Genomic DNA, 25921 nt, shown 5'->3' with positions numbered 1-25921 from the left:
AAGTAACGGGTCAATTTTGTTTAATTTTTAGCCCAGGGAAAAAGAGGAAAAACTATTAAAGTGGATCATAACCTGAAATTAATTTTTCTAGGAATTGTTACTATTATATTGCTTTTAGCTTGCCATAATAATATTTCACAAAATGCAATTCAAGGTAACAGCACCTTACCTACATCTCCTCTACCGATAGCCACAAAAGTAGTCAAACACGCTTTGGGTAAAACAAGAATTTCTGTCAAGCCACAGCGAATCATTGTATTAAACGATGTTGGTCTTTTAGACCCGGTATTGTCTTTAGGTATCAAACCAATTGGCACAGTAACTTATTTTCCAGAGTACGACTTTTTATTTCGTGGTGTGACTAATGATGAAGCAGCAGGTATTGAGTTTGTTGGTGTGGGAAATCAGCCTAATTTGGAAAAAGTTATTTTGCTCAAACCAGATTTAATTTTAATGCGTGAATACCAGAAAAGTATCTATAAAGAATTATCAGCGATCGCACCTACAGTTGTCATTGACTTACCTAGTCTGAATTACTCTTTTAAAGAAAATCTTCGCGTTATCGCTCAAGTTCTAGGTGAGCCTGAAAAGGCAGAACAAGTTATCGCTAAATACAACGAACGAGTTAAACAATTGCAGATGCTAATGGGTGAGCGTTTAAAACAGAGAGAAGTATCAGTAATCAATCTTTTTACAGACAGTATCATCGGTACATATTCAAACAATGAAACTTATAATCAAGTTTTTCAAGACATTGGGATCAGACTTATACCTATACTGGCAAACCAAAAAGAAGATACTTTGGTATCGAGTATCGAGGCACTAAATAAGTATGACGCTGATATTTTGTTTGTCATGAGTGAAAGTAAGGAAGCGGCGAAATCTTTTCTCCAAAATCCACTTTTGTCTAGACTCAAAGCTGCTAAAAACAATCGGGTTTATGAAGTACAAGTAGATAGATGGTGGACATTTGGTTTTTTAGGTGTAAATAAACTACTTGATGATTTGTTTAAATATCTGATTCAGTCACAGCCTTCGTGAACTTGATTGGTTCGTTTGCGGTTGAATTTTGACGAAAAGTAGGTGTCGGGTATGAGATTCCATCATGAATGACAGTTATATCAAAATAAAAAACTTTACTCGCTGGTGGCGATTGGGAATTGTCATATTTTTTACTCTACTGCTTGCAGTGGCTTGTCATCATGATGGTTCTATACCTGTTAATTATCAAAGTACAAATACCGCTTGTCGTCAGGTCGAACATGCTGCGGGAATCGCCTGTATTCCAGAAAAGTTTGAGCGACTTGTGACTCTAGATGATGCTGAAAATGCGATCGCACTAGGGATTAAACCTATTGGTGCTGTAATCTCGGATTTTTCATCATATTGGCAAGATAAACTAATAGGAGTAAAAAACATCGGAACAATTGGCGAACCTAACTTAGAAAGTATTCTCGCACTCAAACCAGATTTGATAGCGGGATCTGAATATCAACGAGATATTTATCCTATCACTTCAAAAATAGCACCAACAGTTTTATTTAAATTTGAACATAGTGGTAAATGGAAAGAAGTATTTACCAATATTAGTGTGGCTTTAGGTAAGAAAGAAGTTGGTAAACAAGTTATGGAAAATTATTACCTTCGCCTCCAAGAATTTAAGCAGCAAATGGGTAATAAATTGTCAAAATTCAAAGTTTCTGTAGTGCGAGTTTATCCTAATAATATTAACCTTTATCTACTCGATTCTTTCTGCGGCACTATTTTGCAAGATGCCGGATTATCTCGTCCAAAATCACAAAATTTTACTGCATCACAGGCACAAAAATTGTTTGGTAATTCGATTCAAATGTCTATCGGTAATGAATTAATCGAAAAAGCAGATGGTGATATTATATTTATTTGGACGGCTGAAAACAACGCCAAAGGCAATCAAACAGCCCAAAAGAAATTAGAGCAACTTAAATTAAGTCCCCTGTGGAAAAATTTAAAGGCTGTAAAAGAAAATAAAGTTTATTTAGTTCCAAAGTACTGGATTGGGAATGGTATTTTAGCTGCAAACGCGATTATTGATGATTTATTTAAGTATCTAGTTAACACACCATAAATTTTTCGATAAATAGACTGATTGCTGCCAATTTATTGCTTGAATATTTGTTTAAATACTTTTTATAAACTCTCTGATTATGAAACTTCACACCTTATTTGTTTGTACATCATGTAGTGCTGTTCTCTCTCATGAAGAAGCAGACGAGCGCGCCGAAGGAAATCAACTATTACTGAAGCTGCTGGAAGTGCAAAAAAATAATTCTACTTACAGCACTCTCAACATTCAGTCTGTGGGATGTTTGTGGAGTTGCGTTAGTAAATATTCTTGTGCTGTCAGCTTTGTTTGTCCACAAAAATATACATACCATTTTGTTGATTTGACACAGGAAAATATAACTGATTTGTTGCAATTCAGCCAGCTTTATCAAGAAAGTGAAGATGGGTATGTTTTACCTGGTAAATTACCTGGGACATTGCGCTCGCATTTGCTAGTACGCATCCTTCCTACACCGGAGGCGATCGTCTCCAATACTTTATACTAGATTTATTGATATTTTTTTGCAATAATCAATATTATTTGCAATCTTACATATCTAGATAGAAATAATGTCCATCACGATTTCACAGCCAGCTTTTTGGGAACTTTTTGCAGAAACTGAAGAAATCTCAAACCAGTGTGCAGATGAGTTGGAGACTATCTGCAAATACCCACAAGAGTTAGGTCAAGGACACCTCCGATATATTCACTTGCGGGAAGGGTTGGATTTAACAATTGCTGACTATCAACTTAATGATTATTTGATTCTCAAATCTCCAGAACGCAAACACAGTTTAGAATTTACCTTTTATCTCTCTGGTGGTCACAAAAATCAATCTAGCTCTGCTTTTGCTGGACAGTACGCTATTTGTGGCAGCGGTATTGCACCAAAAGAATCTTATGAATGGTTAGCAAACCAGAGAACTCTGGCAATTAATCTTCATATCGAACCAGAGTTTTTTTGCTCATGTCTAGACCTTGGCTCTGGGCAAAAATCGGCACAACTTGCTCACTTAGTAGGAATACCAGAACAAAAATTTTATGTTCGTTCTGGTAATACCACGTCCGTGATTACAGTTGTCTTGCAACAAATTTTACAATTTCCTTACCAGGGTATTACTAAGCGCATATATCTAGAAAGTAAAGCTTTAGAGTTAATAACCTTGCTAGTTGCAGAAGAGTTAGCACTTGGACAATCTAAAATAAATACCTATTATCTCAAACCAGATGACATAGACCGCATTCACCGTGCAAAAGATATTTTGTTACAGAATATAGACAATCCTCCTTCCTTAATCGAACTAGCCAGAATGGTGGGTTTGAATGACTGCACCCTCAAACGAGGTTTTCGTCAAGTGTTTAATACAACTGCTTTTGGCTATTTGCATCAGCAGAGATTAGAAAAAGCAGGACAACTCTTAGCAGTAGGTGAAATGAGTATAGGGGAAGTTGCTCGTGCAATTGGTTTCGCAGACCGCAGTTATTTTGCAGCCGCATTTCGTAGGAAGTATGGGGTTAATCCCAGCTTATATCTGAAAAGCCATCAAGAACAGATAAAGAATTCCGCCTAGTCATCAAGAAATTCCGCCTAGCCATCAAGTCCACGCTTCATACTTTTAGGCTTTCCTGTAAGCTTCTTGATAGTAATTGCTAAAAGCTGCACTTAAGATACTGTCCATAGTTTCCCAATTGAGGAAGTTTTGGAGTCAAGTTTTGCAGTGTAAAAGATTATTTATTTAGAAAATTTCTCAATTTTTGCATTCGGTTGTGTGGAGTTATGGCTAGTCAACTGCAAAGACTTGTTTTGATGACGATATTAGCATTAGTGTTAATTAACCTACCTGGGCGGGCAGAAGATAAAGGACATAAAATCGAAAAACCTTTTGCCAGTCTTAAACAATTGCTGTCTCAAGCACAAATTCAGATTACCGATGTCAAGTTACAAACAACTGACAAAGGACTAGAGATAATTTTAGAGACAAATCAAGGGGAAAAGCTACAACCTGTAAATAAAAGTGAAGGGAATATCTATGTGGTGGAAATTATTAATGTTCAATTAATTAAGGAATTTCGCCAAGAAAACCCTATTAGTGGTATTACGGATATTGCTGTCAACAATTTAGATGCTAATACTATCAGGGTGACAGTTACAGGTGAAACAACCTTACCAAAAGTGGAGTTGTTTGACGGCGATGAGGGTTTAATTTTGGGTGTAGAAGTTGCTACATCATCTGTTTCACAACCTCCCCAGCCAGAAACTCAACAGCCACAGACAGAACAACCATCGGCGGAAATTGATGAGTCAATTGAATTGGTAGTGACGGCGACGCGGACAGAGGAAGCAATCACCAACGTACCGCGTAGCGTGACAGTTATTACCCGTGAAGAAATTGAGAAACAATCAACCATCACCAATGATTTAGGAGATATCTTAGGCCGGACAGTTCCAGGCTTGGGCCCGCCAAACTCACTCAACCGTGCTGGTAATGCTCAAACTTTGCGGGGTCGTCCAGTATCAATTTTGATTGATGGCGTACCACAACAAGGTAATTCCTTTGTCAATACTCAGTTAGAGTATATTTCTCCAGATGCGATTGAACGGATTGAAGTTGTACGCGGCCCCACAGCCGTCTTTGGTCAAGGTGCATCTGGTGGGGTGGTCAATATTATCACCAAAAAACCCACAGAAGAAGGATTTACTTCCACTGCTCAAGTTGGAGTTAGTGCGGCGGCTGGTGCTGATGCTTTCTTGGGAGAAAATAGCTTCGGCAATTACCTGCAATATGGGTTTTCTGGTAAAGATGGGATTTTTGACTATGTATTTTCCATCTCACGTAATAGTGTAGGCGGTTTCTTTGATGCCAATGGCTCACGCATTCCCAGCAACAACGCTACATCAGATAATACTGTCTCTACAAATGTATTGGGCAAATTAGGAATTGATCTTGGTGAACAGCAACGTTTACAATTCACATTCAATCGAGGCAATAACTCTCGTAAAATTAATTTTATTGCTGATCCAATTACACGTACAATCCCTGGATTGCAAACAACTAGCGCCTTAAAAGAAAATCAGGTTTACGAAGGAACTGATGCACCACGCATCTCTAGTACATCTGTTAACCTCAACTACACTAACGAGAGCATTTTTGGTAGCAAACTGCAAGCCCAAGCCTATTATCGCAGTTCTGAAGAACTAGGAGTAGGCAGAGATGACCGGGGTCGGTTTGCGGATTCCATCAATCGCTTCGGTTCGCAAGAAGAAGCTTTTGGCGGCAGGTTGCAAATTCAAACACCCTTAGCTTCATCTGTATCCTTATTATGGGGAGCTGATTACGAGAAACAACAACAAGGGGATACTCGCCAAGAGATATTTAATCCCATCGCTTTTGATGCTAGTAGTAGCGATCGCCGGATTCTGCGTAAAATTGGTGAACAAGTCTATTACCCAGCCTTCGATTTGAGTGGCTTAGGATTGTTTGCTCAGGCGCAATGGGATGTAAACGAGCAACTAATTCTCAGTGGTGGTGTGCGTCACGAACGTTTTAACTTTAGTGTGGGCGAATTTACACCTTTACTGGATGATAATTTTGATCCCTATGTTGGGCCAAGTGTTGCAGGTGACGAACTAGATTTCAGTGACACAGTGTTTAATCTTGGCACTGTCTATAAAATTACTCCTACAGTCAGTGTTTTTGCTAACTTTGCTCAAGGTTATTCAGTACCGCAACTTTTCCGCGTCCTCAACTTCTTACCCCCAGGATTCAGCATTAATAGAGATGTTCGCTTTCTCCAGCCGCAAAAAGTAGACAACTACGAAATTGGTGTCCGTGGTAATTGGAACAACGTCCAAGCAACTCTAGCCGGATTTTTTAACTATTCTGCTCTGGGTCTATCTTCTAGAGGTCAACCAGACGGTACGATTCAATATATTCGCGCTCCTCAAAGAAACTACGGAGTTGAGGCAACTTTAGATTGGCAAGCATCAAGAAACTGGAAACTTGGTAGTAGTTTGACTTGGACAGAGGGTGAAGATGACCAAAATGAAGATGGTGATTTCAATGCTTTGCGGACATTAGAAGTTCAGCCATTGAAGTTAACAGCTTATATTGAAAATCAAACTACTCCTGGCTGGCGTAACCGATTGCAATTACTCTATGTAGGAAATCGCGATCGCGGTTTTGAAGCTGGTAGCGATTTTGTGACTATTAGGGATTATCTTGTTGTCGATTACATCAGCAGTTTTCAAATTGGTTCGGGAAATTTAGAGGTAGGTATTCAAAATCTATTCAACAACAAATATTCCTCTGTCTTTTCTCAAGCAGGTGGTGGACTTGATGAACTGTTGAATAATTTAGAACGAGGTCGAAGCCTGAGTGTTAATTACCGCATTAGTTGGTAATTATGTATTTACTAGTTATCACTTTTTCAAGGAGGTAAAAATCCAATTTATAAGTTATATCAAAATATTCTTTTGGGGATTGGTTTCTATCATTTTACTATGGGTTAGTCAGCATATTCCTGACTATAACCCTCATCAATTTGATAATGCCTTACCTACTTCTTCATTACCAGTAGCTACACGAATAGTTAAACACGCTCTTGGAAAAACAACGATTCCGATTAAACCCCGACGTATCATTACTTTACATGATTCAACTATCCTAGATCCTGTTTTGGCTTTGGGTGTAAAACCAATTGGTATAGCTACCTATGTCCCCGAACAAGGAGTTTTATTTCGTGGCATAACTGAGGAGCAAGTGGCAAATATTCAAAAAGTTGGTAGTGCATTTCAGCCTTCTCTTGAGAAAATACTCATGCTCAAACCTGACCTAATACTAGGACGTGAATATCAAAAAAATATTTACAATCAACTTAGCAATTTTGCTCCTACAGTATTAGTTGATTGGGAGAGCTTTAATTCTTTTCAAGATAATTTTCGCTACATTGCCCAAATATTAGGTGAGGAAGAACAAGCCAAATTGGTGTTAAATCAATATCAAGAACGAATTAAAGAATTTCAACGAAAGATGGTCAATCGACTACACGAAGAAGTATCTGTAATTAGCTTTTCTGAACAAAACCTCAAATCTTTTAATAGTAATGCTGTATTTAACCAAGTTATTAATGATGTGGGTATAAAACGTACATCAATTCAAAAAAATCAAAAAGAACATTCTTTACAAGTGAGTATAGAAGACTTAAACAAATATGATGCAGATGTTTTGTTCATCATCAATGAATCTCAGAATAACATTGCATATTATTTACAAAATCCTCTTTGGCAACATTTGCAAGTGGTTAAGAAGAAACAAGTATATGTAGTGAATCAAAGTAATTGGTTTGCGGGTGGGCCTTTAGGAGTCAATAAAATTCTTGATGATTTGTTCAAATATTTAGTAAAGTGAATTTGAATATGTCAATTAACAAGACTCAAAATCATTGCCGTTTTTGTTCACAAATTTCCCAAGCCAACGGAGAAGACCCAATTGGATCAGCGATCGCTGTGGAACAATATTTAATTATTGAAGCTACACAACCTTGGCCAATTCTCATTTGGATTGAACCTAATCCCATGCCACAGGAAGTAATAGACGCTTTAAACTTTGTGTGGGAAGGTGGCGGGACAATTCGACAGCTAGCGATCGCACCAGATAAAGAGTATTCTATCCCTGGTCATAAACACGTATTTTACTATCGCCGCCCAGGCGAGTTATTTGCTGAGTATGAGAAACAAGCATTTCTCGTACCCGATGGTGAGGTTGGTGCTTTAGCACTGGCTTTAATTAAAGAACCAGCAAGTTTACCAGATTTTGAACAGTATCGACAAAAAAGTAGCCATATCAGAGAATTACTTATCTGCACACATGGTAATGTTGATGCGGCTTGTAGCAGATTTGGTTATCCCATTTACAAAAAATTGCGTTTTGAATATGCTGCAACTAATGCAAATCTGCGCGTTTGGCGATGCAGTCATTTTGGTGGACACCAATTTGCACCTACCTTAGTTGATTTACCGCTAGGACATTACTGGGGTCATTTACAGCCAGAAATTCTAGATGTATTGGTATGGCGTAAGGGTTCTGTCAAAGAACTTTATCCCTACTATCGGGGATGGGGTGGTTTATCAAAGCTTGAGCAAGTTGTGGAACGAGAAATATGGATGCAGAAGGGTTGGAATTGGCTGCAATATCCAAAATCAGGGCAAATTTTAACTCAAGATAAAATTCATCAAGAATGGGCTAATATTCGGATTGATTTTACTGCAATTGATTGTAGTAGAACTGGGACTTATCAAGCCAAAGTAGAAGTAAGCGGTTATGTAATGACCGCTTTTTCTTCGAGACAAAATGAATCTTTAAAACAAATTAAACAGTATCATGTCAGCTATCTAGCGGCAGTAGAATAGCATCAATTGGCGTTGCATAAATGCGTGATGGAGCAATATGTAAAGAAAACCCACTCTGCTTTCACGCGCCTGCACGGTTAATAAAAAAGAAAAAACCGTGAAACGCGGAGCTTCACGGCTTTCTATGTGGTGTGAGGAGCTTAACTAAATATCATCATAAACTAACTACCCCATAGCAATACACTCGTAACAATTTTGGTAACAGAATTTTCTTAGTGATGATAAGCTGTCGCGCATATAATCTGCACATCTTTTCGTGTTGGCTATTGACTGTTGACGGTTGACAGTTAACCGTCAGCAGTTAACGAACCTCATGAGTGACTGTGCAATTTAAAAGCGTAATAGCTTACCATCATCCCCAAGGAGAATTAACATACTCCCACATTGCAGACTATATTTTTTGTATCAAATTTATGTCAATTAACCTTAAGGCTGACCTCGATTTAAAGTAACTTATAGTTGCTATAACAAAAACAAACAGTATATATTCTCTTGAGCAAACTTATATCCGCATAAGAATGCTTATTAATATCGGATTAAAATATTTTGATAGGGATATGCTAATTACTGAATTTATATCCAATAAAAAGTAAAAGCCGTGGAAACTTATAAGATTCCGCGGCTTTTTGGTGTGGTGTGAGGAGACTTAACTACATCTCATCATAAACCCATCTAACTATTAGTGATGTATACGTAACAGAATTTGTAACAAAATTTTCCTTTGATGACTTTATAGCAAAGCACCACCACAACTAGAACCACACCCAGCAGTACAACCATAGCAATAAGCGGCTGTTTGTATCTCATTAATCAAATCTAAACTGCCAGCTTCTAGCAATTTTGTAACTGTCAAGGGTTCACCATTGTGAGTTTTCGCGGGTAGATTCATCATCTGGTTAAAGTCACAATCATATACATTTCCCAGATAGTCAATTGAAAGTTCATCACGACACATTAAATATTCAACTGTACTGTGATTAAAATTTGACTCTAAAAATTGCAAATAGCTAGCGTACAGCTTTCTCCGTTCTAAATACATTTGAGTTCTACCAACTGGTAGGTTGGTAATGGTGAAGAGGTTGTTAAACACAATATTAAAATGTTCTTGTAAGAACATTTTGTAATCTCTTTCTAGGTTTGTCTGTTCAGGAGCCAAGGAAAATTTTTCACCAGTGGGCAACTGGGGATTGTATACTAAATCTAAAATTAAATTTGGCTCTTTACCATAGCCAAGCTGATTCAGCCATTGTAAGGCTTTGACTGAACTATCAAAAACACCAGTCCCGCGCATTTTATCAACATTATCTGCTAGGTAGCAAGGCAGAGATGCGACTATTCTCACTTGGTGTTTAGCACAGTATTCTGGTAAATCACCAAACTGATCTTCAAAATAAATGGTCAAGTTAGAGCGGACAATTACCTGTTTACCTGTTAACTTTGCTGCTTCTACTAATGGCTTAAATCCATAATTCATTTCTGGTGCGCCACCGGTTAAATCAACTATTTTGATTTCGGGAAATCTGTGGATTACCTTAATCAACTGTTGGCAAATTTCTGGGGAAAGTTCTTCTGTTCGTCTAGGACTGGCTTCGACATGGCAATGTGTACAGGCAAGATTACAGCGCTTACCCAGATTAATCTGTAAAACAGTGATTTCCTTTTTTGTCAAAGATGAACTAAGTTTATGTTTGAATGGTGTAATAAATTTATCTAGTTGATTTATTTGTTTAGTTTGCATTAATTATTACTCCTTAAATATATTTTTCTAACCTTGCAATAATCTGTAGATTATTCCACTAATAATTGTAGCAATTGGTAAAGTTAAAAGCCACGAAACTAGTATTTGATAAAAGACACGTTTATTGGCTTTCTTAGCAATCAGTCCTACTCCAAAGATGGAACCAATTGAAACATAAGTGGTAGAAACAGGCAGCCCAAACTGAGTAGCTGCAATGACTAAAACTCCAGTTACCACATTAGCTGATAAGCCCTGAGTTTTATTCATTGAAGTAATTTTTGTACTCATAGTTTCGGCAATTTTTTGGGAGTTAAGTAAACCACCAAGTGCAATTGCGATCGCTATAGTGATCATTCCTCCTTGAATTGAGAAATATTCAATAATTAGAATCAGTGAAACAATCTTGGGAGTGTCATTAAATCCTCTGGCAAAACTGATTACCCCAGCGCTAATAAAATGACAAGTATCAACTATTCTCGGATTTGCTGGTAAGCGCCATCTGGAATTGATATAGTTAGATAAACTGTAAACTCCTGCTGCCAATGAGATAGCGATTATCGGACTAAGTAATAGAGGCAAAAAAAATGAATTTCCTAAAGCTGTAAAATTAACTTTGAGTCCGATCGCTACTAATCCAGGGCCAATCAGCGCACCTGTTAAACTGTGAGTTGTAGAAATAGGAAATCCTGTAAGGCTAGCAATGAGTACTGTCAAACCAGCAGCGATCGCTACTGCAAGATGAAACTCTGATGTATTGGTGATCGCATCTGGTACTATTCCTCTGCCAGAGAAGTTTTTAATTAGTTTACTTACCAACAAAATCGAAGCGATCGCACCCGCAGAAGTTGTGAAAGTAGCCCACAAAATCGCTGTTTGGTAGCTAGTTGTTCCACTACCAAACAGCGTTGCTACACCTTTAAAGTTGTCATTTGCGCCATTTGAGTAAGCTAAAAAAAGCGTAGCCAGAAATAGACTGATACTGATTAACAGCATTTCAAATATTCGGAGTTAACAGCAGCCACCGCCACTATAGTACCAGGTCGAATCCGTAACCATTATTTCTGCTGGCTTTAGAGCTCCAAGCTTAGCAGCAGTTTTGTCACACACAGCTGCGGGGATACCACGCTGAAGCAGATGACCTGCTGAGTCGTCGAAAAAGGGTTCTGTACCAGCATAAATTGCTGTTTTTCCAGTGAAAATACAAGCACCGTCTTCGGGGATGGCAACTTTAAAAGAAACAGAATCGAGACTTTCTAAAAGTAAATTTTCTTCTAGGTTATAAGTCTGGGAATCAAGTAGACGGTAAGGGCGACGAGCACGAATTTCAACCTGACCAAAGCCAGCATTTATAATAAGTTGAGTGTACTTTTCATAGGTAAGAGCGCCTGATAAACACATGGCTCTTAGCCGCTCATCTTGTTGTAAATGTGCTGGAATTGGACGAGTAGCAATTGGATCACTCATCTGCAACCGTCCGCCTGGTTTTAATACTCGATATGCTTCTTTTAAAGCACGGGTCAAATCTTCTGGTTCAAAAATGTTAAACAGGCAATTCTGTGCCACGATATCGACGGTAGTATCAGCAACAGGTAAATTAAAGGCATCACCATCGCAAATTTTGACAAAGCTGGTATCAAACGAAGGATTTTCTTGAGCTGCAATTTCCAAGTTACGTGTAGCAGCTTCTCGCATGGCTGCAACTGGTTCAACAGCGATTACTGCCCCTGGATAGCGGGAAAAATAAGCAAATTGCAATGCTTCTAAGCCACCACCAACACCCACATACAGCACAGTAGGTTGATTTCCTAGTTCGGTGGGGTGAACGGTAGTACCACAACCATAGTTCATTTCCTGCATCGGCACAGGAATTTTTAGTCCCGGTAGTTGCAGGGGTGTGCTTTGGACGCAACAAAGTCCAACTTGTGGTGTTTGGGCGACTTCGCCATAGAATTGCGCTGCTGTTTCTAAGTAAGTCATTGCAGTTATAACGTTGTGTGTTGTAGTAGAGAGTTAGCTTTGTGCATCCTAATATAGTTAACTCTGAGTTAGATGAGTTTTCGCTGAAATTGCCAAAATCCCCAAACTCCATTTTTTAGCAGAGTTTGGGGATAATACTTTTTGGGTAAGTACTCTTTACCTCTCTTGTGGATTGGGAAAAGGTTAATCACGCAGTACGTAGCCGACACCACGCACAGTTTGAATCAGGCGCTTTTCGTTATTAGTTTCGAGTTTCAGGCGCAGGTAGCGAATGTAAACTTCGATGATGTTAGAATCGCCCATGAAGTCGTAATTCCAGACTTGCTCTAAAATACGATCGCGTGTAATAACCTGTCGAGGATGAGCAAGTAAATATTCTAGTAAGTCAAATTCTTTGGCGGTTAACTCAATGAATCGATTACACCGATACACTTCCCGCGTGCGACGATTTAAGCTCAGGTCTTCAAATTCTAAGATATCTGCGGCGTCAGCTTCCTGGGTTCTTCGCAGATGAGCACGGACTCTAGCTAATAATTCCTCAACGCTGAAAGGTTTAACTACATAATCATCAGCACCAGCGTCTAAACCCGCAACGCGATCGCTCACTTCATCTTTAGCAGTTAATAAGATGATCGGTACTTTATCACCAGTACTTCGCAGGCGGCGGCATATTTCCAATCCCGACAAACCGGGCAACATCCAGTCTAAAATTACTAGATCTAGATTTAACTCCCGTGCTGCGGTAAGTGCAGTTAATCCATCGTAGGCAACGCTGACTTGATAGCCCTCATAAGTCAGCTCCAATTCGACAAATCGAGCCAGTTTGACTTCATCTTCAACCAGTAAGATGTGCGTCATGATAATGTTAATGATTTAAGCAGGGTGTGGTAAGCAAAAATACGGTCTAAGAATTTAGATTAATCCTAACTACTAAATAGCCAGATATCTAATTAGGTGTACGTTAGCTTAGTATAAAGCTGAGTAAGTAACAACCGTAAATTCACAATTACTAATAGCTGCTTAGTTCACAAGGGACTCCAACTGGTTATTAACAGTAAGCTGTGACATCTTCACCGCATTCATCAGCAAGGTAACATAGAGCTTTAAAACGCAGACTAACTACTTGCTCATAAAGCGGATTCAATTTACACATTGGGGGAATATGAAATAGCTTCCGACTAAACAATGTGATATCTCGTTCAAACGGACACTGAGCAGGAATGGCTTTGCACAAGAAATGAGCGAGTTTGGAATTATGAATTTCTATTGCTTCCAACCACTCACGGACAGGGTGCAGTAGGTCATTGTGTAAGTAAACTTGAGTAAAGCTTGTCATAATTACTCACCTGAGCATTCAAAAATTACAAAGTTTTTAAGTTTGTTGAGTTTGTATCTCTATAAATCTATACGGTTGGGTTCGGCATTTTTATGCAGTTATTGCTTCTTTCTTAGTTGTAACTGCATCTTGAGTTTCTCTGAATAGGCTTAACTACACATTTAAGTACCGGAATTCCGAATAAATCGCCTATTATTTTAGGTATGACTTGAATAATACATAAACACTACAGGAATTTTAATCAGCTTTTTACCTAATTCAGGCCATCTAAATTTAGACTGGAGCGATCGCGGTAAGTCCTCAAAAGAAATTGGTACAAACCCAAAGCGACTATAAAACTCTGCTAGTCGTTCACCCAGACATTCAAGATACAGTGGTTGAGTCGCCACGTTGATCAAATGCTGCGTCAGAAAAGTACCCAAACCGCGGCCTCTCCATGCAGGTACAACCACCAAACTACCAAGTTCTTGTGCGTTTGAGAAGTTACGTAGCTGTCCGCAAGCTACTATATCTCCATTACATTCAATTACCCAGAATTGCTGCCAACGTAATTGAGTTGGATCGAGTTTAGCTGAAAACACTGACAATCGAATTGGCCACTTATCCGCAGATGTTGCCTTGCGTATAACGCACTCAGTTGGTAATGATAAATTATTCTGTTTCATTAATTTTATTCTGATTTTAGTATTAAAAATTACACAGTATTATTTGTCAGATAGCAGTTCGATTAAAGAGAAAAGGTTTGACCTCCTTACCCTTATCCCCAGAAGGGGCCCACCTTCACTTCTCCTCAGACCACAATTAAGGTGAAGAGTGCTTATCTAAACTGTATTGAGCGTATAACTACTTCAATCAGTTGCAAGTTATCTTTCAACCGCTGGAGGCGTTCATACTTTCACAATTCTGTTTCGTGCATTCCCAAAAACTGATATGAGTAGTACTAAACAATACTTTCGATAGAGGGATAAATCAGCCATAACTAGATTCTAGATAGATGAACTCGCCTTTCCTATTTTCCTAGAATCATGTCAACAATAAATGACTAAATGATTTCCAGGAGAACACTAATGGCTGAAGAAAAAAAATCTGATAATCAAGGTACTACACCCAGCGCTTCTGGTGGCTACCAAACCCCCATCGAAGAAGATATCCGCAAAACAGGCGACGCTGAAAAGAGTGATGCTAAACCCACTGCTACACCAGAAGCGCCAGGAGAAGACTCTGTAGCAGGTAGCCCCAATCAAGGAACTGAGTCACGTTAATTGGTTTGAACTATCCCAATTGCAAATAATCTAAATTGGGGTTTTTTCGTAGCTATATTCAGTAAATCTAGAGTGGATAATTGTAGTTTAAACTACAATTATCCACTCATTTTTGTTGGTGCTGGAACCATTTTGAGAGAGAGTAGTGGCTGAGTTGGAGAGGATGAGGAGAGTAACTACACTATATCTACTTGGGTGCGATGGGCTACGCCCCGCCGGAGGCGATCGCAATCTGAAATCCTATTGTACATGTGTCATAGCTTAATCTACTTGAAAGCGCTCTTTTGGAAAATTGAATCCACTAAGACATTAGCGGTTATTAACACAACTAAGTTTAAATATCACTCTATAACTATCTATTTTTTAAGTAATTATACTGTAATATCTGATTCCAGAGTCGGCAGTAGCTAGCTATACAAGCTAAAACTGAATTGGTTATTAGCTATACTTCTGCGAATATTCCATGAATAGACTGTCAGAAAAATTTGTTGCAGGCGGTTTTAGCTCAGCATTAATACTACTGTGTGGCGTCGGCGCAATCTCCTACCTGAGTATCGAAAGATTGACAGCAGAAAAGCGATGGGTAATTCATACATATCAAGTTATAGAAAGTTTAGATCGTGTGCGTATTGGTCTTAGCAATGCCGAGAGCGCACAAAGTAGTTATATGCTCACAGAAAAAGCAGTTTATCGAGAAACTTATCAGGGAGAGAAGCAGGAAGTTTACCAAGCGATCGCAGCCATACGCCAATTAAGCAGTGATAATCCTGATCAACAAAGCCGACTTGATACATTTGAACCCCTAATTGCACAGAAATTTGCCTTGCTTGAACAGTCAATCAAGCTATTGAGTCAAAAAAGTTTAGACAAGCTAACTCAAATGGCTATTATCGATAGGGGCATAGAGGTACGCCAACAACTCCAAGCAATCAGCCAAGCTATGGAAAATGAAGAAAAAAGCTTATTGCAAGAGCGCACAGCAGTAACAGATGCTCGTTTGTCTCAAATCATTATTGTGGTAAGCCTGGGGTATGGTTTGAGTGTTATCTTGCTCATTGTTGTGTATTCACTGCTACAAAAGCAAATTCGCATTAACAAGGCTTTATCTGAAGAAGCTATTTGTTTGCAACAGCAAGCCGCAAAAGCAGAATTAGCAAATATTTTAGAGAGTGTCACGGATGCCTTTATTGCCCTTGATCACAATTGGTGTTTTACTTACGTCAACCAAAGAGCAGGTCAAATTCTTGACCGTCGCCCCGAAGACTTGATTGGCAAAAACATTTGGCAAGAACTCCCTGAAGCTGTTGAACACAAGTTTTATCATGCCTATCACCAGGCTGTAGCAGAACAGCGAGTTATTCAGATGCAAGAATATTATCCACCGTGGGAGCGCTGGTTTGAAAATCGCATCTACCCCTCTCAAGAAGGACTATCAATTTTCTTTCAAGATATCACTCGCCGCAAACTAGTAGAAATTGCCCTGGAAGAGAATGAAAGACGCTATCGCTCATTAGTGATTGCCACTTCTCAAGCCGTCTGGATAGCTGATACTGATGGGATGTCAAAAGACTTTTCATCTTGGGCAGATCTGACCGGCCAAAGTGATACAGAAGTCAATGGACGGGGATGGTTCAATGCAATTCATCCCGAAGACCAGAAGTTGACAGAGTTGTTGTGGACTCAAGCACTAGCAACTAAAAGTGTTTATAAAACAGAGCATCGCGTACGGGTTGCTGATGGCAGCTATCGATTTTTTGCCGCACGTGCGGTTCCTGTCTTAAATGCTAACGAAGAGATTCAAGAGTGGGTAGGCACTCACACTGATATAAGCGAACAGCAAGCTGCGCTGCGCGATCGCAAACTTGCCGAAGCAGCACTACAACAGGCAAATGAAGAACTAGAAAACAAAGTTCAGCAGCGGACGGCAGAATTACAAAGACTGAATGAGGAACTCAAACGCTCGAACCAGGAGTTAGAGCAATTTGCTTATGTAGCTTCCCACGATTTACAAGAACCATTGCGAGCCGTGACGGGCTATAGCCAACTATTAGGACAGGAATATCAAGACCTTCTAGACGAGTCTGCTCAGGAATACTTTGCTTACATTGTAGATGGGGCAAAGCGGATGCAGCAGTTAATTCAGGACTTGCTAGCTTATTCGCGTGTGGGAACTCGTGGTCAGAAATTTGTCTGTGTTGACTGCAATACTGCCCTCAGCCTAGCTTTAAGTAATTTACATGTTGCGATCGCTGAAAGCAAAGCCATCATTACTCATGACTCTTTGCCAAAGTTAATCGCCGACAAAACCCAAATGGTGCAGTTATTTCAAAACCTGATCGGCAATGCGATCAAGTTTCGCCGACAGGAAACACCCCAGATTCACATTGGTGCAGTCAGAAGAAGGGGAGAAGGGGAGCAGGGGGAGAACTTTCTCAGCACTCAGCACTCCTCACGGGCTACGCCCCACTACGATAACAGCACTTCTGACTCAGTTTGGCTTTTCTGGGTTCAGGATAATGGCATTGGTATTAAGTCTCAGTATCTTGAGCGGATTTTTGAGGTTTTCCGACGACTTCACACCCGTCGTGAATTTACTGGTACGGGCATCGGTCTAGCTATCTGCAAAAAAATCGTTGAGCGGCATGGTGGTAGAATCTGGGCTGAGTCCGAGCCAGGTGTAGGAACAACCTTTTATCTTACCCTCAATGAAAATTAAATTACCTTAATATAGGCTTAATAGCTGCATGATTAACAATCAGGCATTCCAACACATTGAAATTTTGTTAGTTGAAGACTCTCCTAGCGATGCTAATCTCACCATCAAAGGCTTCTTAAATGCCAAAATTGCCAATAACTTGCACTGGGTTGAAGATGGTGAAACTGCTATGAACTACGTACGACAGCAAGGAGAGTTTGCTGATGCCCCTCGTCCTGACTTAATCTTGCTCGACCTGAATCTTCCAGGGATGGATGGGCGCGAAGTACTAACAGAAATCAAATCAGACCCAAATTTCAAATGCATTCCTGTTGTCATAATGACTACCTCAACCGATGAGCAGGACATACTACGTTCCTATAATCTCAATGCTAATTGCTATGTAACAAAACCCATTGATATCTACCAGTTTTTTCAAGTTGTACATTTGCTCAAAGATTTCTGGCTGGTAGCAGTGACACTACCAAGATCATAAGTTTTAAAGTTTCCAATTTTGCTTGCAAACCAGAAGATTAAGCGCTTTTGACAAATGGGAAATCAGGTGATTATCTTGCAAATTGGTATAACCCTGCACTATGGAAAAGATCAGAATTCACATTCTACTGGTAGAAGATAGTCCTAGTGATGCCCATCTGCTACACCAGATCTTTTTACATGCTTCTCAACAAGAATGGCAGATGTCACATGTTGAACGGCTATCGGAGGCGATAGATGCTAGTAGGGATTCTTTACCCACACTTGATAATTATCAGATAGAGAGTCGAAGGCAACGCAGATTCGATCTAGTTTTATTAGACCTTAGCCTGCCAGATTCTATTGGACTGGACACGTTGAAAGAATTTCGGTTAGCAATACCTGATATCCCAGTGGTAGTGTTAACAGGGCTTGATGATGAAGATTTAGCACTGCAAGCATTAGCAGAAGGCGCACAAGACTACCTTGTTAAAGATCAATTAACCATACAACGGTTAGTGCGTGCTATTCGTTATGCCATTGAAAGGAGTGAAATCATTAACCAACTACGGGAGAGTGAAGAACTTACCCGTCAAGCACTGGCAAAGGAACAGGAACTCAATGAACTAAAGTCGAACTTTGTAGCAATGGTTTCCCACGAGTTCCGCACCCCAATGACTACTATTCAGACCTCTATAGATATCCTTGAATACAACAGTGATAAACTGACTGATGAGAGGAGAACAAAATATTTTGATCGGATTCAAAATGCTATTAACCAGATGCTTAAACTCTTAGATGAGGTATTATTCTTAAGTAAAACAGAAGCAGCCAAACTTCAATACAAACCTGCACCTTTAAATTTAGAAAATTTCTGTAGTGAACTCACAGATATTTTTCAACTTAGTGCAGGTAATCAGTGCAATATTATTTTTAGCTCTCAAGGAGAACATACCCAAGCTCAAATGGATGAAGATCTACTAAATTGTATCTTCACTAATTTGCTCTCCAACGCTATTAAGTATTCCTCTCAAAATAGCACTATCTGGTTTGATTTGATTTGTAAAGATGGTCTTGCAACTTTCCAGGTAAAAGACCAAGGAATGGGTATCCCCCTGAAAGACCAAGCACGTCTATTTCAAACCTTCTATCGCGCTAGTAATGTCGGTGTAATTCAAGGAACAGGATTAGGACTTTCTATAGTTAAAAAGTGTGTGGATCTACATGGCGGTCATATTCAGTTTGAAAGTAAGCAGGATGTTGGGACAACGGTGATAATAACGCTGCCATTACGCTCTTTTGCATCCCGTTAATAACAATTAGATCGGTCAGGTTTAAAGTAGATTGTGATCAATGGAGCTAAGCGGATTCGAACCGCTGACTTCCTCAATGCCATTGAGGCGCTCTACCAACTGAGCTATAACCCCTTAAGGTGCGTTATATATACTGCATTAATTATTGCTAATTTGTCAAGTAGTTTCTAAAAATTAAGTGTAAATCTCATCTGCAAGACGATGAGTACTTGCTAAGACACTTGCAACAAATACGTCATACAGTGGCCCATCAGGAAGTAAACTACTAACATGGCAGCAGCCGCAAGAGCAACTAATGTTCCAGCCAACATTAAAGAAAATTCTTTATTCTCGTAGGCTTTTTCCATTAGGTGCAGCGACCACGCCACCAGTGCCACATCAAAAACTAAAATAGGAATCAACATATTTCTTAATATTTGTTAATACTTGTAAAATAATATTAACACCCTTTTCAGGAAGTGTGTCTAACCTAGGGTAGATGTGATTAATGGAGGAATTACAGATCAGTAAACAGTTCGTACTGGTACGTTGCGATCGCTTAAATAATTTTTAATTTCTGCCACGCTTAATTGGCCGTAGTGTAACAAAGATGCCAGTAATGCTGCTTCAGCTTTACCTTGGGTCAGCGCCGTATAAATGTGTTCACAATTACCTGCACCACCAGAGGCAATAACTGGAATTTCTACAGCTTCAGCGATTGACCGGGTTAACTCTAGGTCATACCCAGCTTGAGTTCCATCAGCATCCATACTTGTTATTAGCAGTTCTCCGGCCCCCCGTTTTTCAACTTCTTGTGCCCACAGTAAGGCATCTAAGCCTGTGTTTTCCCTGCCACCGCGTACATACACATCCCACCCAGGGTTATTGGGTTCGACTCGTCGTCTAGCATCAATAGCAATAACTATGCACTGATTACCAAAGCGATCGCTTGCCCGATTAATCAAGTCTGGTTCACGCACTGCCGCAGAATTAATACTAACTTTATCTGCTCCCGCTCGTAACAAAGCTTTAACATTTTCTAAGGATTGAATGCCACCACCTACAGTTAACGGAATAAAGACTTGTTCAGCAGTGCGGTAGACCACATCCAGAATAATTCCCCGATCTTCATGAGTCGCTGTAATATCCAGAAACACTAACTCATCAGCACCGGCTTGGTTGTAAACCTTTGCCAACTCTACCGGATCGCCTGCATCTTGCAGATTGACGAAGTTAACTCCTTTTACAACCCGTCCCGCCTTCACATCCAAGCACGGTAAGATTCTTTTAGATAACATAGTAACTTTTGCACTTCTGGGTAATTAACCGGAATTTAAATTTTAAATTGACGCGGGTATTCCCAAACGAAAATTTTTGCACCTGCGTTTATTCGCAAAAATTGCGACCGAAATGGCGCTCACATAGTCCTAAAGTTGACGTTGATAGCTGAATTATGGCGATAATATCCTCGAAAAAACAGCCTCCAGAACCCAACGGAGAACCAAAGCAGCGCCGGGAGTCGGCGAAAGCAGCCTCCACAGACAACATTTTGCAACCACAAGCTGCTATTGATGAACAAGATAAGCAAGAAGAGGGTATTCGACCACAGCGATTTGCCGATTACATTGGTCAAAAAGACTTGAAAGATGTGCTAGATATTGCCATCAAAGCAGCCAAGTCTCGGAATGAGGTGCTAGATCACTTACTGCTATATGGGCCACCGGGATTAGGCAAAACAACGATGGCAATGATTTTAGCATCAGAAATGGGCGTCAGCTGTAAAATTACCAGTGCGCCTGCATTGGAACGTCCACGCGATATTGTCGGGTTACTGGTAAACCTCAAACCAGGGGATATTTTATTTGTGGATGAAATCCATCGTCTCTCACGGATGACAGAGGAAATACTTTATCCAGCGATGGAGGATTATCGCTTAGATATCACTATTGGTAAGGGTTCAAGCGCCCGGATTAGGAGTGTGCCACTATCAAAGTTTACCTTAGTGGGAGCCACAACCCGTGTAGGTGCGCTAACTTCACCATTGCGCGATCGCTTTGGCTTAGTACAAAAACTACGCTTTTACGAAGTTGAGGAACTGAGCAAAATTGTCCTGCGAAGTGCTCAATTACTCAAAACCCCAGTTACAGAGGATGGTGCTATAGAAATTGCCCGTCGTTCGCGGGGAACACCGCGTATTGCCAATAGGTTACTCAAGCGAGTGCGTGATTATGCGGAAGTAAAATTATCTGGTGAGGTTACTGAAAACGTAGCAGCCGAAGCATTGCAGCTATTTCAAGTAGATCCATGCGGTTTAGATTGGACAGACCGTCGAATGCTGAGTGTAATCATTGAACAATTTAATGGTGGCCCAGTTGGACTAGAAACAATTGCTGCTGCTACAGGTGAAGATACTCAAACAATAGAAGAAGTGTACGAACCTTACCTAATGCAGATTGGCTATTTAAGCCGGACTCCCCGTGGCAGAATAGCCACAAAGGCAGCATACAAGCATTTGGATTTTACGCCACCTAATGAACAGTTGTCGTTGTTGTAATGATGGAAATTGGGGAACTTGGGGCCCCCTCTGGGGATAAGGGGCAATGGGCATTGGGAATTAATTGTCTGTGATTTTTAGTGCTCATACCTCATCTCTATAAATGCTTGCTGATTGCATAAGTTCCAGCGATGATAAATTGTGGAATTCAGACCACAGATGGACACAGGTAAAGCTAGATGATTAAGTTGATTACTATTTTTCTCAGTCTGTTGCTTGTGTTTGGCTGGGGTACACCAGTGATGGCACAATCTCAACAGCCCAGCATTACTCAAGAGCAATTAAAACAAGGGGATGAGTTAGCAAATCAAGCTTTTGCAGCTACAAATGCAGGCGATTTTGCTACAGCTGAAATGTACTGGACACAGATTATTGAGCAATTTCCGACTAATGCTGGGGCTTGGAGTAACCGAGGAAATTCGCGGGTAAGTCAAAATAAGTTGCAAGCAGCACTAAAAGATTACGACAAAGCTATAGAACTTGCTCCAAATGTCACCGATCCTTATTTAAATAGAGGTGCGGCTTTAGAGGGATTGGGAAAATGGGAAGATGCGATCGCCGATTATAATCATGTTTTAGAACTTGATCCTAATGATGCAATGGCATACAACAATCGAGGAAATGCCAAAGCAGGTTTGGGAAAATGGGAAGATGCGATCGCTGATTATAAAAAATCTAATGATATAGCCCCAAATTTTGCTTTTGCTCGTGCTAACTACGCCCTCGCCCTTTATGAAACTGGTCAAATAGACCAAGCAATCCGCCAGATGCGGAACATAGTTCGCAAATATCCGAAGTTTGCTGATATGCGTGCGGCCCTCACCGCTGCTTATTGGGTCAAAGGAGAACAAGGGGAAGCCGAAAGTAACTGGGTAGCAGCTTATGGACTAGATCCCCGCTATAAAGACATCAACTGGGTGACAAATATCCGCCGTTGGCCTCCCAGCATGGTAGCAGCTTTAGATAAGTTCTTGAAACTCCAGTAAAGGCGATCGCTAAGTAAACAGCATAATTGTGCAATAATTTTTTTTAATTTCACGTCAAGAAAATCTTTGTGACTTGGCGTGAATTTAGCCATTAATCAGCTTGTTTTACCTGAGCGACTCTAAAAAGCCGTCTGCGATCGCCTACGGCGGGGCATAGCTCATCGCAAAACATTATTCCTAACTAATACAAACTTAAAGAAATTATTAAAGTTTCAGATTTTATTTAGATTTATACAAAGGGGCTGGGGCAATTTTCTATTTTCAAGATTGACTCTTCAATTTACTGAAATTGGTGATTGGTATTTATTCTACAAGTATCAAATTAGCAACTGAAATTCAGCGTGATTTTTCGTTAGAGGTTTGATAAATTACTATAATAAATCCGCCAGTATTTACCTAGTCGTAATTTGAGAACTGTGCAAATTCATCCTCACTCACAATTTGAACATCGCCCAAATCGCCATAGAGAAGAGGGCTTGCAAAGATTGCTTGACGGTCTGATCAAAACAATGCAGCGGGATGAGTTAGTCCGCCAAACCACGAATCAACTGAGAGAATCACTCCAGGTTGATCGCGTAGTTTTGTATTACTTTTACGGACAGTGGCAGGGGCAGGTAACATTTGAATCATTGAGTTCTCAGGAATTCTCAATACTTGGTTCCACTGGCCCAGATGATTGTTTTAATAACGAGTATGCAGCTCTGTATTTGGCAGGACGAGTCAGAGCGATCGCTGATATTGAATTAGAGTCAATTCAAGCTTGTCACCGAGATTTTCTCAGCAATATGCAGGTTCGTGCCAACCTCGTAGTACCAATTTTGATCCCCAGAGGATTATGGGGATTGCTAGCAGCACATCACTGTCAAGGGCCACGTTCTTGGTCTTCATTAGATATAGAAATGATGCAAACACAGGCCAAAACTCTGGCAACAGATCCCAATATCCTAGAGAGTTAACTTACGTGTATTTAAATCGCATACAGTTAAATAGCTAGGATACCTGCCAATACAGTTCGGAAAAGAAGGGGAGGCAGGGAAAGCAGAGGAGGAAAGAGTTGATAGACAATTAGTTCTTCCCCCCTGCTCAATAACAGCTCACCTCAACGCAGAAATTCCTTAACCCAACGGTATTGGCATACCTGCCAGCAGTATTCAAGAGGAGGAAAAATTGTGAAATTTGGTTACACAATCATCTGGGTAGACGATGTAGTTAAGACTGTTGAGTTTTACGAAAAAGCATTTGGTTTCCTTCGTCGCACTCTCCGAGATATGGATCAGTTTATCTGGGCTGAAATCGAAACCGGAGACACTGTACTAGCTTTCTCCTCCATTAGCGAAGCACAAATGTTATTTCCTGGCGGTTTCCATGCCAATGATCCCACGCAACCACCAGCATTAATTCAGATATCATTCATCACGCCTGATGTCGCCACCGCCTATATTAGAGCCATAGGAGCGGGAGCAAAAGGATTAAACGCGCCGAAAAAACAACCTTGGGGACAGACAGTTGCTCGTGTCCGCGATCTCAATGGCGTGCTTGTATCGCTAGTGAGTGCTTGATATCCTCTCACCACTTACCGCATCAACCACCCATCAATTATGTGGTTTGTATACCAGTAGGTAAATTTGGAATTTTGAGAGAAGTTTGTGAGTCGGCTTGCAGCGTGTAGAACTTCGAGGATTTTGGTTTAAGAATTGGTAATTATTAATAGTTTTTTACCTATTTTCTATGCCTGAATCTCAAATCTCAAATTTTATGGACTCCAATCTAGCTCTATGTGCAGCGATCGCCTATCGTATTAATGATAGTCCCCAACAGCGAATTACTTTCGCTGAATTCATGGACATGGCGCTATATCACCCTGAACACGGCTACTATTGCAGCGATGCAGTCAAAATTGGCTTTCAAGGTGGTGATTTTTTTACTTCTCCTAACCTTGGCGCTGACTTTGGTGAGTTACTAGCAGAACAATTTTTCCAGATGTGGGAGATTTTAGGGCAACCTGTGCCGTTTTCTCTGGTAGAAATGGGAGCAGGTCAAGGAGTGTTGGCATTACATATTCTCAAGTACTATCAGCTACACTACCCAGCTTTTTTGAACGCGTTGGAATACGTCATTGTCGAAAAATCCCCAGCTTTAAGGCAAGAACAGCAGCAACGCTTGCAAGAGTTCTCAGTGCGTTGGTGCAATCTAGAAGAAATATTACCTAACTCGATTACTGGCTGCTTTTTTTCTAATGAGTTAGTTGATGCTTTACCAGTGCATCAATTCAGCTTAGAGGCTGGGAAACTGCGAGAGATTTATGTGACAACACAGGCAGATAAGGGAGATGAGGAAGTATTTTCTTCTCCTACCATGCCATCATTTGTGGAAGTTACAGGAGAACCTTCTACGCCCCAACTGGCTGAATATTTAGATTTTGTAGGAATTAACTTTGCTCAAAGTATTTATCTAGATAGCTACCGTAGCGAAATTAATTTAGCTGCTCTAGATTGGTTGAGTATAGTAGCCGACCGCTTGCAACGTGGCTATGTGTTAACAATTGATTATGGCTATCCTGCCAGTCGTTACTATAATCCTAGGCGATCGCAAGGTACGTTACAGTGCTACTATCACCATCGTTTTCATGACAACCCTTATATTAATATCGGGCGACAAGACATTACATGCCATGTTGATTTTACAGCTTTGGAACGCTGGGGTGAGCGGTGTGGTTTAGATAAAGTTGGCTTTACCCAGCAGGCTTTGTTTTTGATGGCGTTGGGTTTAGGCGATCGGATTGCTGCCATCTCCTACCAAAACCAACCTCTTTCAGAGTTATTACAACGGCGGGATGCACTACACCAGCTTCTAGATTCCACAGGACTGGGTGGCTTTGGAGTCCTAGTTCAGAGCAAAGGTTTAGGAGAGATAGAAACTTCTCGACCACTCAAAGGATTGACTTTCCCAGAGCCAACATAAATATGAAAAGTTAAAACTCTATTTAAGAATGCTGTATCAGTCTTATTTAGACTAGGATAACAGTGATTACTGTGAAGTCAAACATAGACAAAAGTATTAATTATGTCTACTCATGAATTGTTTTTGTTAGTAACACTACTTACCCCAGGTA

24 protein-coding genes and 1 tRNA gene are annotated in these 25921 nt (G+C 40.2%); 16 read left to right on the top strand and 9 right to left on the bottom strand.

The genetic code is table 11. From position 1 onward, the window contains the following. Window positions 1-60 precede the first annotated feature (60 nt). The 7 genes from FNW02_RS18775 to FNW02_RS18745 all read left to right on the top strand — a co-directional run bounded on the left by FNW02_RS18775 (window position 61) and on the right by FNW02_RS18745 (window position 8495). Window positions 61-1041, top strand: coding sequence for an iron-siderophore ABC transporter substrate-binding protein (locus FNW02_RS18775; protein ID WP_348535418.1), 981 nt, complete (start codon window positions 61-63; stop codon window positions 1039-1041). A gap of 64 nt (window positions 1042-1105) precedes the next feature. After that, on the top strand, window positions 1106-2107 hold the full coding sequence (locus tag FNW02_RS18770; RefSeq protein WP_191759026.1) for an iron-siderophore ABC transporter substrate-binding protein: 1002 nt from the start codon (window positions 1106-1108) through the stop codon (window positions 2105-2107). 79 nt (window positions 2108-2186) lie between these two features. Next, on the top strand, window positions 2187-2591 hold the full coding sequence (locus FNW02_RS18765) for a DUF1636 domain-containing protein (RefSeq protein ID WP_191759025.1): 405 nt from the start codon (window positions 2187-2189) through the stop codon (window positions 2589-2591). Window positions 2592-2655: 64 nt separating this feature from the next. Then, complete coding sequence (locus FNW02_RS18760) at window positions 2656-3657, top strand: helix-turn-helix transcriptional regulator (protein WP_191759024.1); 1002 nt, start codon at window positions 2656-2658, stop codon at window positions 3655-3657. A gap of 206 nt (window positions 3658-3863) precedes the next feature. Next, complete coding sequence (locus FNW02_RS18755) at window positions 3864-6488, top strand: TonB-dependent receptor domain-containing protein (RefSeq protein WP_191759023.1); 2625 nt, start codon at window positions 3864-3866, stop codon at window positions 6486-6488. A gap of 79 nt (window positions 6489-6567) precedes the next feature. Next, window positions 6568-7494 carry an iron-siderophore ABC transporter substrate-binding protein gene (locus FNW02_RS18750; protein ID WP_225225757.1) on the top strand — a complete coding sequence of 309 codons (927 nt, stop codon included), beginning with the start codon at window positions 6568-6570 and terminating at the stop codon, window positions 7492-7494. 8 nt (window positions 7495-7502) lie between these two features. Further along, on the top strand, window positions 7503-8495 hold the full coding sequence (locus FNW02_RS18745; RefSeq protein WP_191759022.1) for a sucrase ferredoxin: 993 nt from the start codon (window positions 7503-7505) through the stop codon (window positions 8493-8495). Between the two features lie 730 nt (window positions 8496-9225). On the opposite strand, the gene arsS is transcribed toward FNW02_RS18745, so the two are convergent. The 6 genes from arsS to FNW02_RS18715 form a co-directional block, all read right to left on the bottom strand. Then, window positions 9226-10233, bottom strand: coding sequence for an arsenosugar biosynthesis radical SAM (seleno)protein ArsS (gene arsS, locus FNW02_RS18740; RefSeq protein WP_191759021.1), 1008 nt, complete (start codon window positions 10231-10233; stop codon window positions 9226-9228). A gap of 27 nt (window positions 10234-10260) precedes the next feature. After that, window positions 10261-11226: an inorganic phosphate transporter gene (locus tag FNW02_RS18735; protein WP_191759020.1), complete on the bottom strand. Its 966-nt coding sequence runs from the start codon at window positions 11224-11226 to the stop codon at window positions 10261-10263. 15 nt (window positions 11227-11241) lie between these two features. Then, entirely contained in the window at window positions 11242-12210 is a 969-nt protein-coding gene (gene arsM / locus FNW02_RS18730; RefSeq protein ID WP_191759019.1) for an arsenosugar biosynthesis arsenite methyltransferase ArsM, read from the bottom strand. 183 nt (window positions 12211-12393) lie between these two features. Beyond that, window positions 12394-13068 carry a response regulator transcription factor gene (locus FNW02_RS18725; protein ID WP_191759018.1) on the bottom strand — a complete coding sequence of 225 codons (675 nt, stop codon included), beginning with the start codon at window positions 13066-13068 and terminating at the stop codon, window positions 12394-12396. A gap of 190 nt (window positions 13069-13258) precedes the next feature. Further along, a complete protein-coding gene (locus FNW02_RS18720) occupies window positions 13259-13546 on the bottom strand; it encodes a Mo-dependent nitrogenase C-terminal domain-containing protein (protein ID WP_191759017.1) in 288 nt (95 codons plus the stop codon). Between the two features lie 197 nt (window positions 13547-13743). Next, window positions 13744-14211 (bottom strand): GNAT family N-acetyltransferase, encoded by a 468-nt coding sequence (locus tag FNW02_RS18715; protein ID WP_191759016.1) that lies wholly within the window; start codon window positions 14209-14211, stop codon window positions 13744-13746. A gap of 402 nt (window positions 14212-14613) precedes the next feature. On the opposite strand from FNW02_RS18715, the gene FNW02_RS18710 reads away from it, so the two are divergent. The 4 genes from FNW02_RS18710 to FNW02_RS18695 all read left to right on the top strand — a co-directional run bounded on the left by FNW02_RS18710 (window position 14614) and on the right by FNW02_RS18695 (window position 19290). After that, on the top strand, window positions 14614-14808 hold the full coding sequence (locus FNW02_RS18710) for a hypothetical protein (protein ID WP_191759015.1): 195 nt from the start codon (window positions 14614-14616) through the stop codon (window positions 14806-14808). 463 nt (window positions 14809-15271) lie between these two features. Then, window positions 15272-17524, top strand: a complete 2253-nt coding sequence (locus tag FNW02_RS18705) for a CHASE3 domain-containing protein (protein WP_191759014.1) — start codon at window positions 15272-15274, stop codon at window positions 17522-17524. 28 nt (window positions 17525-17552) lie between these two features. After that, the gene (locus tag FNW02_RS18700) at window positions 17553-17999 is read left to right on the top strand and encodes a response regulator (RefSeq protein ID WP_191759013.1); all 447 of its coding nucleotides are present in this window, start codon (window positions 17553-17555) and stop codon (window positions 17997-17999) included. A gap of 100 nt (window positions 18000-18099) precedes the next feature. Then, complete coding sequence (locus FNW02_RS18695; protein WP_191759012.1) at window positions 18100-19290, top strand: hybrid sensor histidine kinase/response regulator; 1191 nt, start codon at window positions 18100-18102, stop codon at window positions 19288-19290. Window positions 19291-19331: 41 nt separating this feature from the next. Here FNW02_RS18695 and FNW02_RS18690 read toward each other — a convergent pair. The 3 genes from FNW02_RS18690 to hisF form a co-directional block, all read right to left on the bottom strand. Beyond that, window positions 19332-19404, bottom strand: a tRNA-Ala gene (locus tag FNW02_RS18690). Window positions 19405-19502: 98 nt separating this feature from the next. Then, a complete protein-coding gene (locus FNW02_RS18685; protein ID WP_162394079.1) occupies window positions 19503-19694 on the bottom strand; it encodes a hypothetical protein in 192 nt (63 codons plus the stop codon). Between the two features lie 99 nt (window positions 19695-19793). Then, window positions 19794-20567, bottom strand: coding sequence for an imidazole glycerol phosphate synthase subunit HisF (hisF, locus tag FNW02_RS18680; RefSeq protein WP_191759011.1), 774 nt, complete (start codon window positions 20565-20567; stop codon window positions 19794-19796). A gap of 155 nt (window positions 20568-20722) precedes the next feature. Between hisF and ruvB the strand changes: the two genes are divergently transcribed. The 5 genes from ruvB (at window position 20723) to FNW02_RS18655 (ending at window position 25770) form a co-directional block, all read left to right on the top strand. Beyond that, window positions 20723-21823: a Holliday junction branch migration DNA helicase RuvB gene (gene ruvB, locus FNW02_RS18675; protein ID WP_191759010.1), complete on the top strand. Its 1101-nt coding sequence runs from the start codon at window positions 20723-20725 to the stop codon at window positions 21821-21823. Window positions 21824-22002: 179 nt separating this feature from the next. Next, complete coding sequence (locus FNW02_RS18670; protein WP_191759009.1) at window positions 22003-22809, top strand: tetratricopeptide repeat protein; 807 nt, start codon at window positions 22003-22005, stop codon at window positions 22807-22809. A 416-nt stretch (window positions 22810-23225) separates the two neighbouring features. After that, the gene (locus FNW02_RS18665; protein WP_191759008.1) at window positions 23226-23765 is read left to right on the top strand and encodes a GAF domain-containing protein; all 540 of its coding nucleotides are present in this window, start codon (window positions 23226-23228) and stop codon (window positions 23763-23765) included. Window positions 23766-23978: 213 nt separating this feature from the next. Continuing rightward, on the top strand, window positions 23979-24368 hold the full coding sequence (locus FNW02_RS18660) for a VOC family protein (RefSeq protein ID WP_191759007.1): 390 nt from the start codon (window positions 23979-23981) through the stop codon (window positions 24366-24368). 196 nt (window positions 24369-24564) lie between these two features. Next, window positions 24565-25770, top strand: coding sequence for a class I SAM-dependent methyltransferase (locus FNW02_RS18655; protein ID WP_191759006.1), 1206 nt, complete (start codon window positions 24565-24567; stop codon window positions 25768-25770). Window positions 25771-25921 lie beyond the last annotated feature (151 nt).

The organism is Komarekiella delphini-convector SJRDD-AB1 (assembly GCF_014831675.1).
GTDB lineage: Bacteria > Cyanobacteriota > Cyanobacteriia > Cyanobacteriales > Nostocaceae > Komarekiella.
Note: the sequence above shows the minus strand (reverse complement) of the source record. Positions and strands in the feature narration are given on the sequence as shown.

Excerpts from the sequence above, each read along its gene's own strand:
- FNW02_RS18770 (WP_191759026.1), top strand. The coding sequence starts at position 1,106 with ATGAATGACAGTTATATCAAAATAAAAAACTTTACTCGCTGGTGGCGA.
- FNW02_RS18765 (WP_191759025.1), top strand. The coding sequence starts at position 2,187 with ATGAAACTTCACACCTTATTTGTTTGTACATCATGTAGTGCTGTTCTC.
- FNW02_RS18760 (WP_191759024.1), top strand. The coding sequence starts at position 2,656 with ATGTCCATCACGATTTCACAGCCAGCTTTTTGGGAACTTTTTGCAGAA.
- FNW02_RS18755 (WP_191759023.1), top strand. The coding sequence starts at position 3,864 with ATGGCTAGTCAACTGCAAAGACTTGTTTTGATGACGATATTAGCATTA.
- FNW02_RS18745 (WP_191759022.1), top strand. The coding sequence starts at position 7,503 with ATGTCAATTAACAAGACTCAAAATCATTGCCGTTTTTGTTCACAAATT.
- arsS (WP_191759021.1), bottom strand. The coding sequence starts at position 10,233 with ATGCAAACTAAACAAATAAATCAACTAGATAAATTTATTACACCATTC.
- FNW02_RS18735 (WP_191759020.1), bottom strand. The coding sequence starts at position 11,226 with ATGCTGTTAATCAGTATCAGTCTATTTCTGGCTACGCTTTTTTTAGCT.
- arsM (WP_191759019.1), bottom strand. The coding sequence starts at position 12,210 with ATGACTTACTTAGAAACAGCAGCGCAATTCTATGGCGAAGTCGCCCAA.
- FNW02_RS18725 (WP_191759018.1), bottom strand. The coding sequence starts at position 13,068 with ATGACGCACATCTTACTGGTTGAAGATGAAGTCAAACTGGCTCGATTT.
- FNW02_RS18720 (WP_191759017.1), bottom strand. The coding sequence starts at position 13,546 with ATGACAAGCTTTACTCAAGTTTACTTACACAATGACCTACTGCACCCT.
- FNW02_RS18715 (WP_191759016.1), bottom strand. The coding sequence starts at position 14,211 with ATGAAACAGAATAATTTATCATTACCAACTGAGTGCGTTATACGCAAG.
- FNW02_RS18710 (WP_191759015.1), top strand. The coding sequence starts at position 14,614 with ATGGCTGAAGAAAAAAAATCTGATAATCAAGGTACTACACCCAGCGCT.
- FNW02_RS18705 (WP_191759014.1), top strand. The coding sequence starts at position 15,272 with ATGAATAGACTGTCAGAAAAATTTGTTGCAGGCGGTTTTAGCTCAGCA.
- FNW02_RS18700 (WP_191759013.1), top strand. The coding sequence starts at position 17,553 with ATGATTAACAATCAGGCATTCCAACACATTGAAATTTTGTTAGTTGAA.
- FNW02_RS18695 (WP_191759012.1), top strand. The coding sequence starts at position 18,100 with ATGGAAAAGATCAGAATTCACATTCTACTGGTAGAAGATAGTCCTAGT.
- FNW02_RS18685 (WP_162394079.1), bottom strand. The coding sequence starts at position 19,694 with ATGTTGATTCCTATTTTAGTTTTTGATGTGGCACTGGTGGCGTGGTCG.
- hisF (WP_191759011.1), bottom strand. The coding sequence starts at position 20,567 with ATGTTATCTAAAAGAATCTTACCGTGCTTGGATGTGAAGGCGGGACGG.
- ruvB (WP_191759010.1), top strand. The coding sequence starts at position 20,723 with ATGGCGATAATATCCTCGAAAAAACAGCCTCCAGAACCCAACGGAGAA.
- FNW02_RS18670 (WP_191759009.1), top strand. The coding sequence starts at position 22,003 with ATGATTAAGTTGATTACTATTTTTCTCAGTCTGTTGCTTGTGTTTGGC.
- FNW02_RS18655 (WP_191759006.1), top strand. The coding sequence starts at position 24,565 with ATGGACTCCAATCTAGCTCTATGTGCAGCGATCGCCTATCGTATTAAT.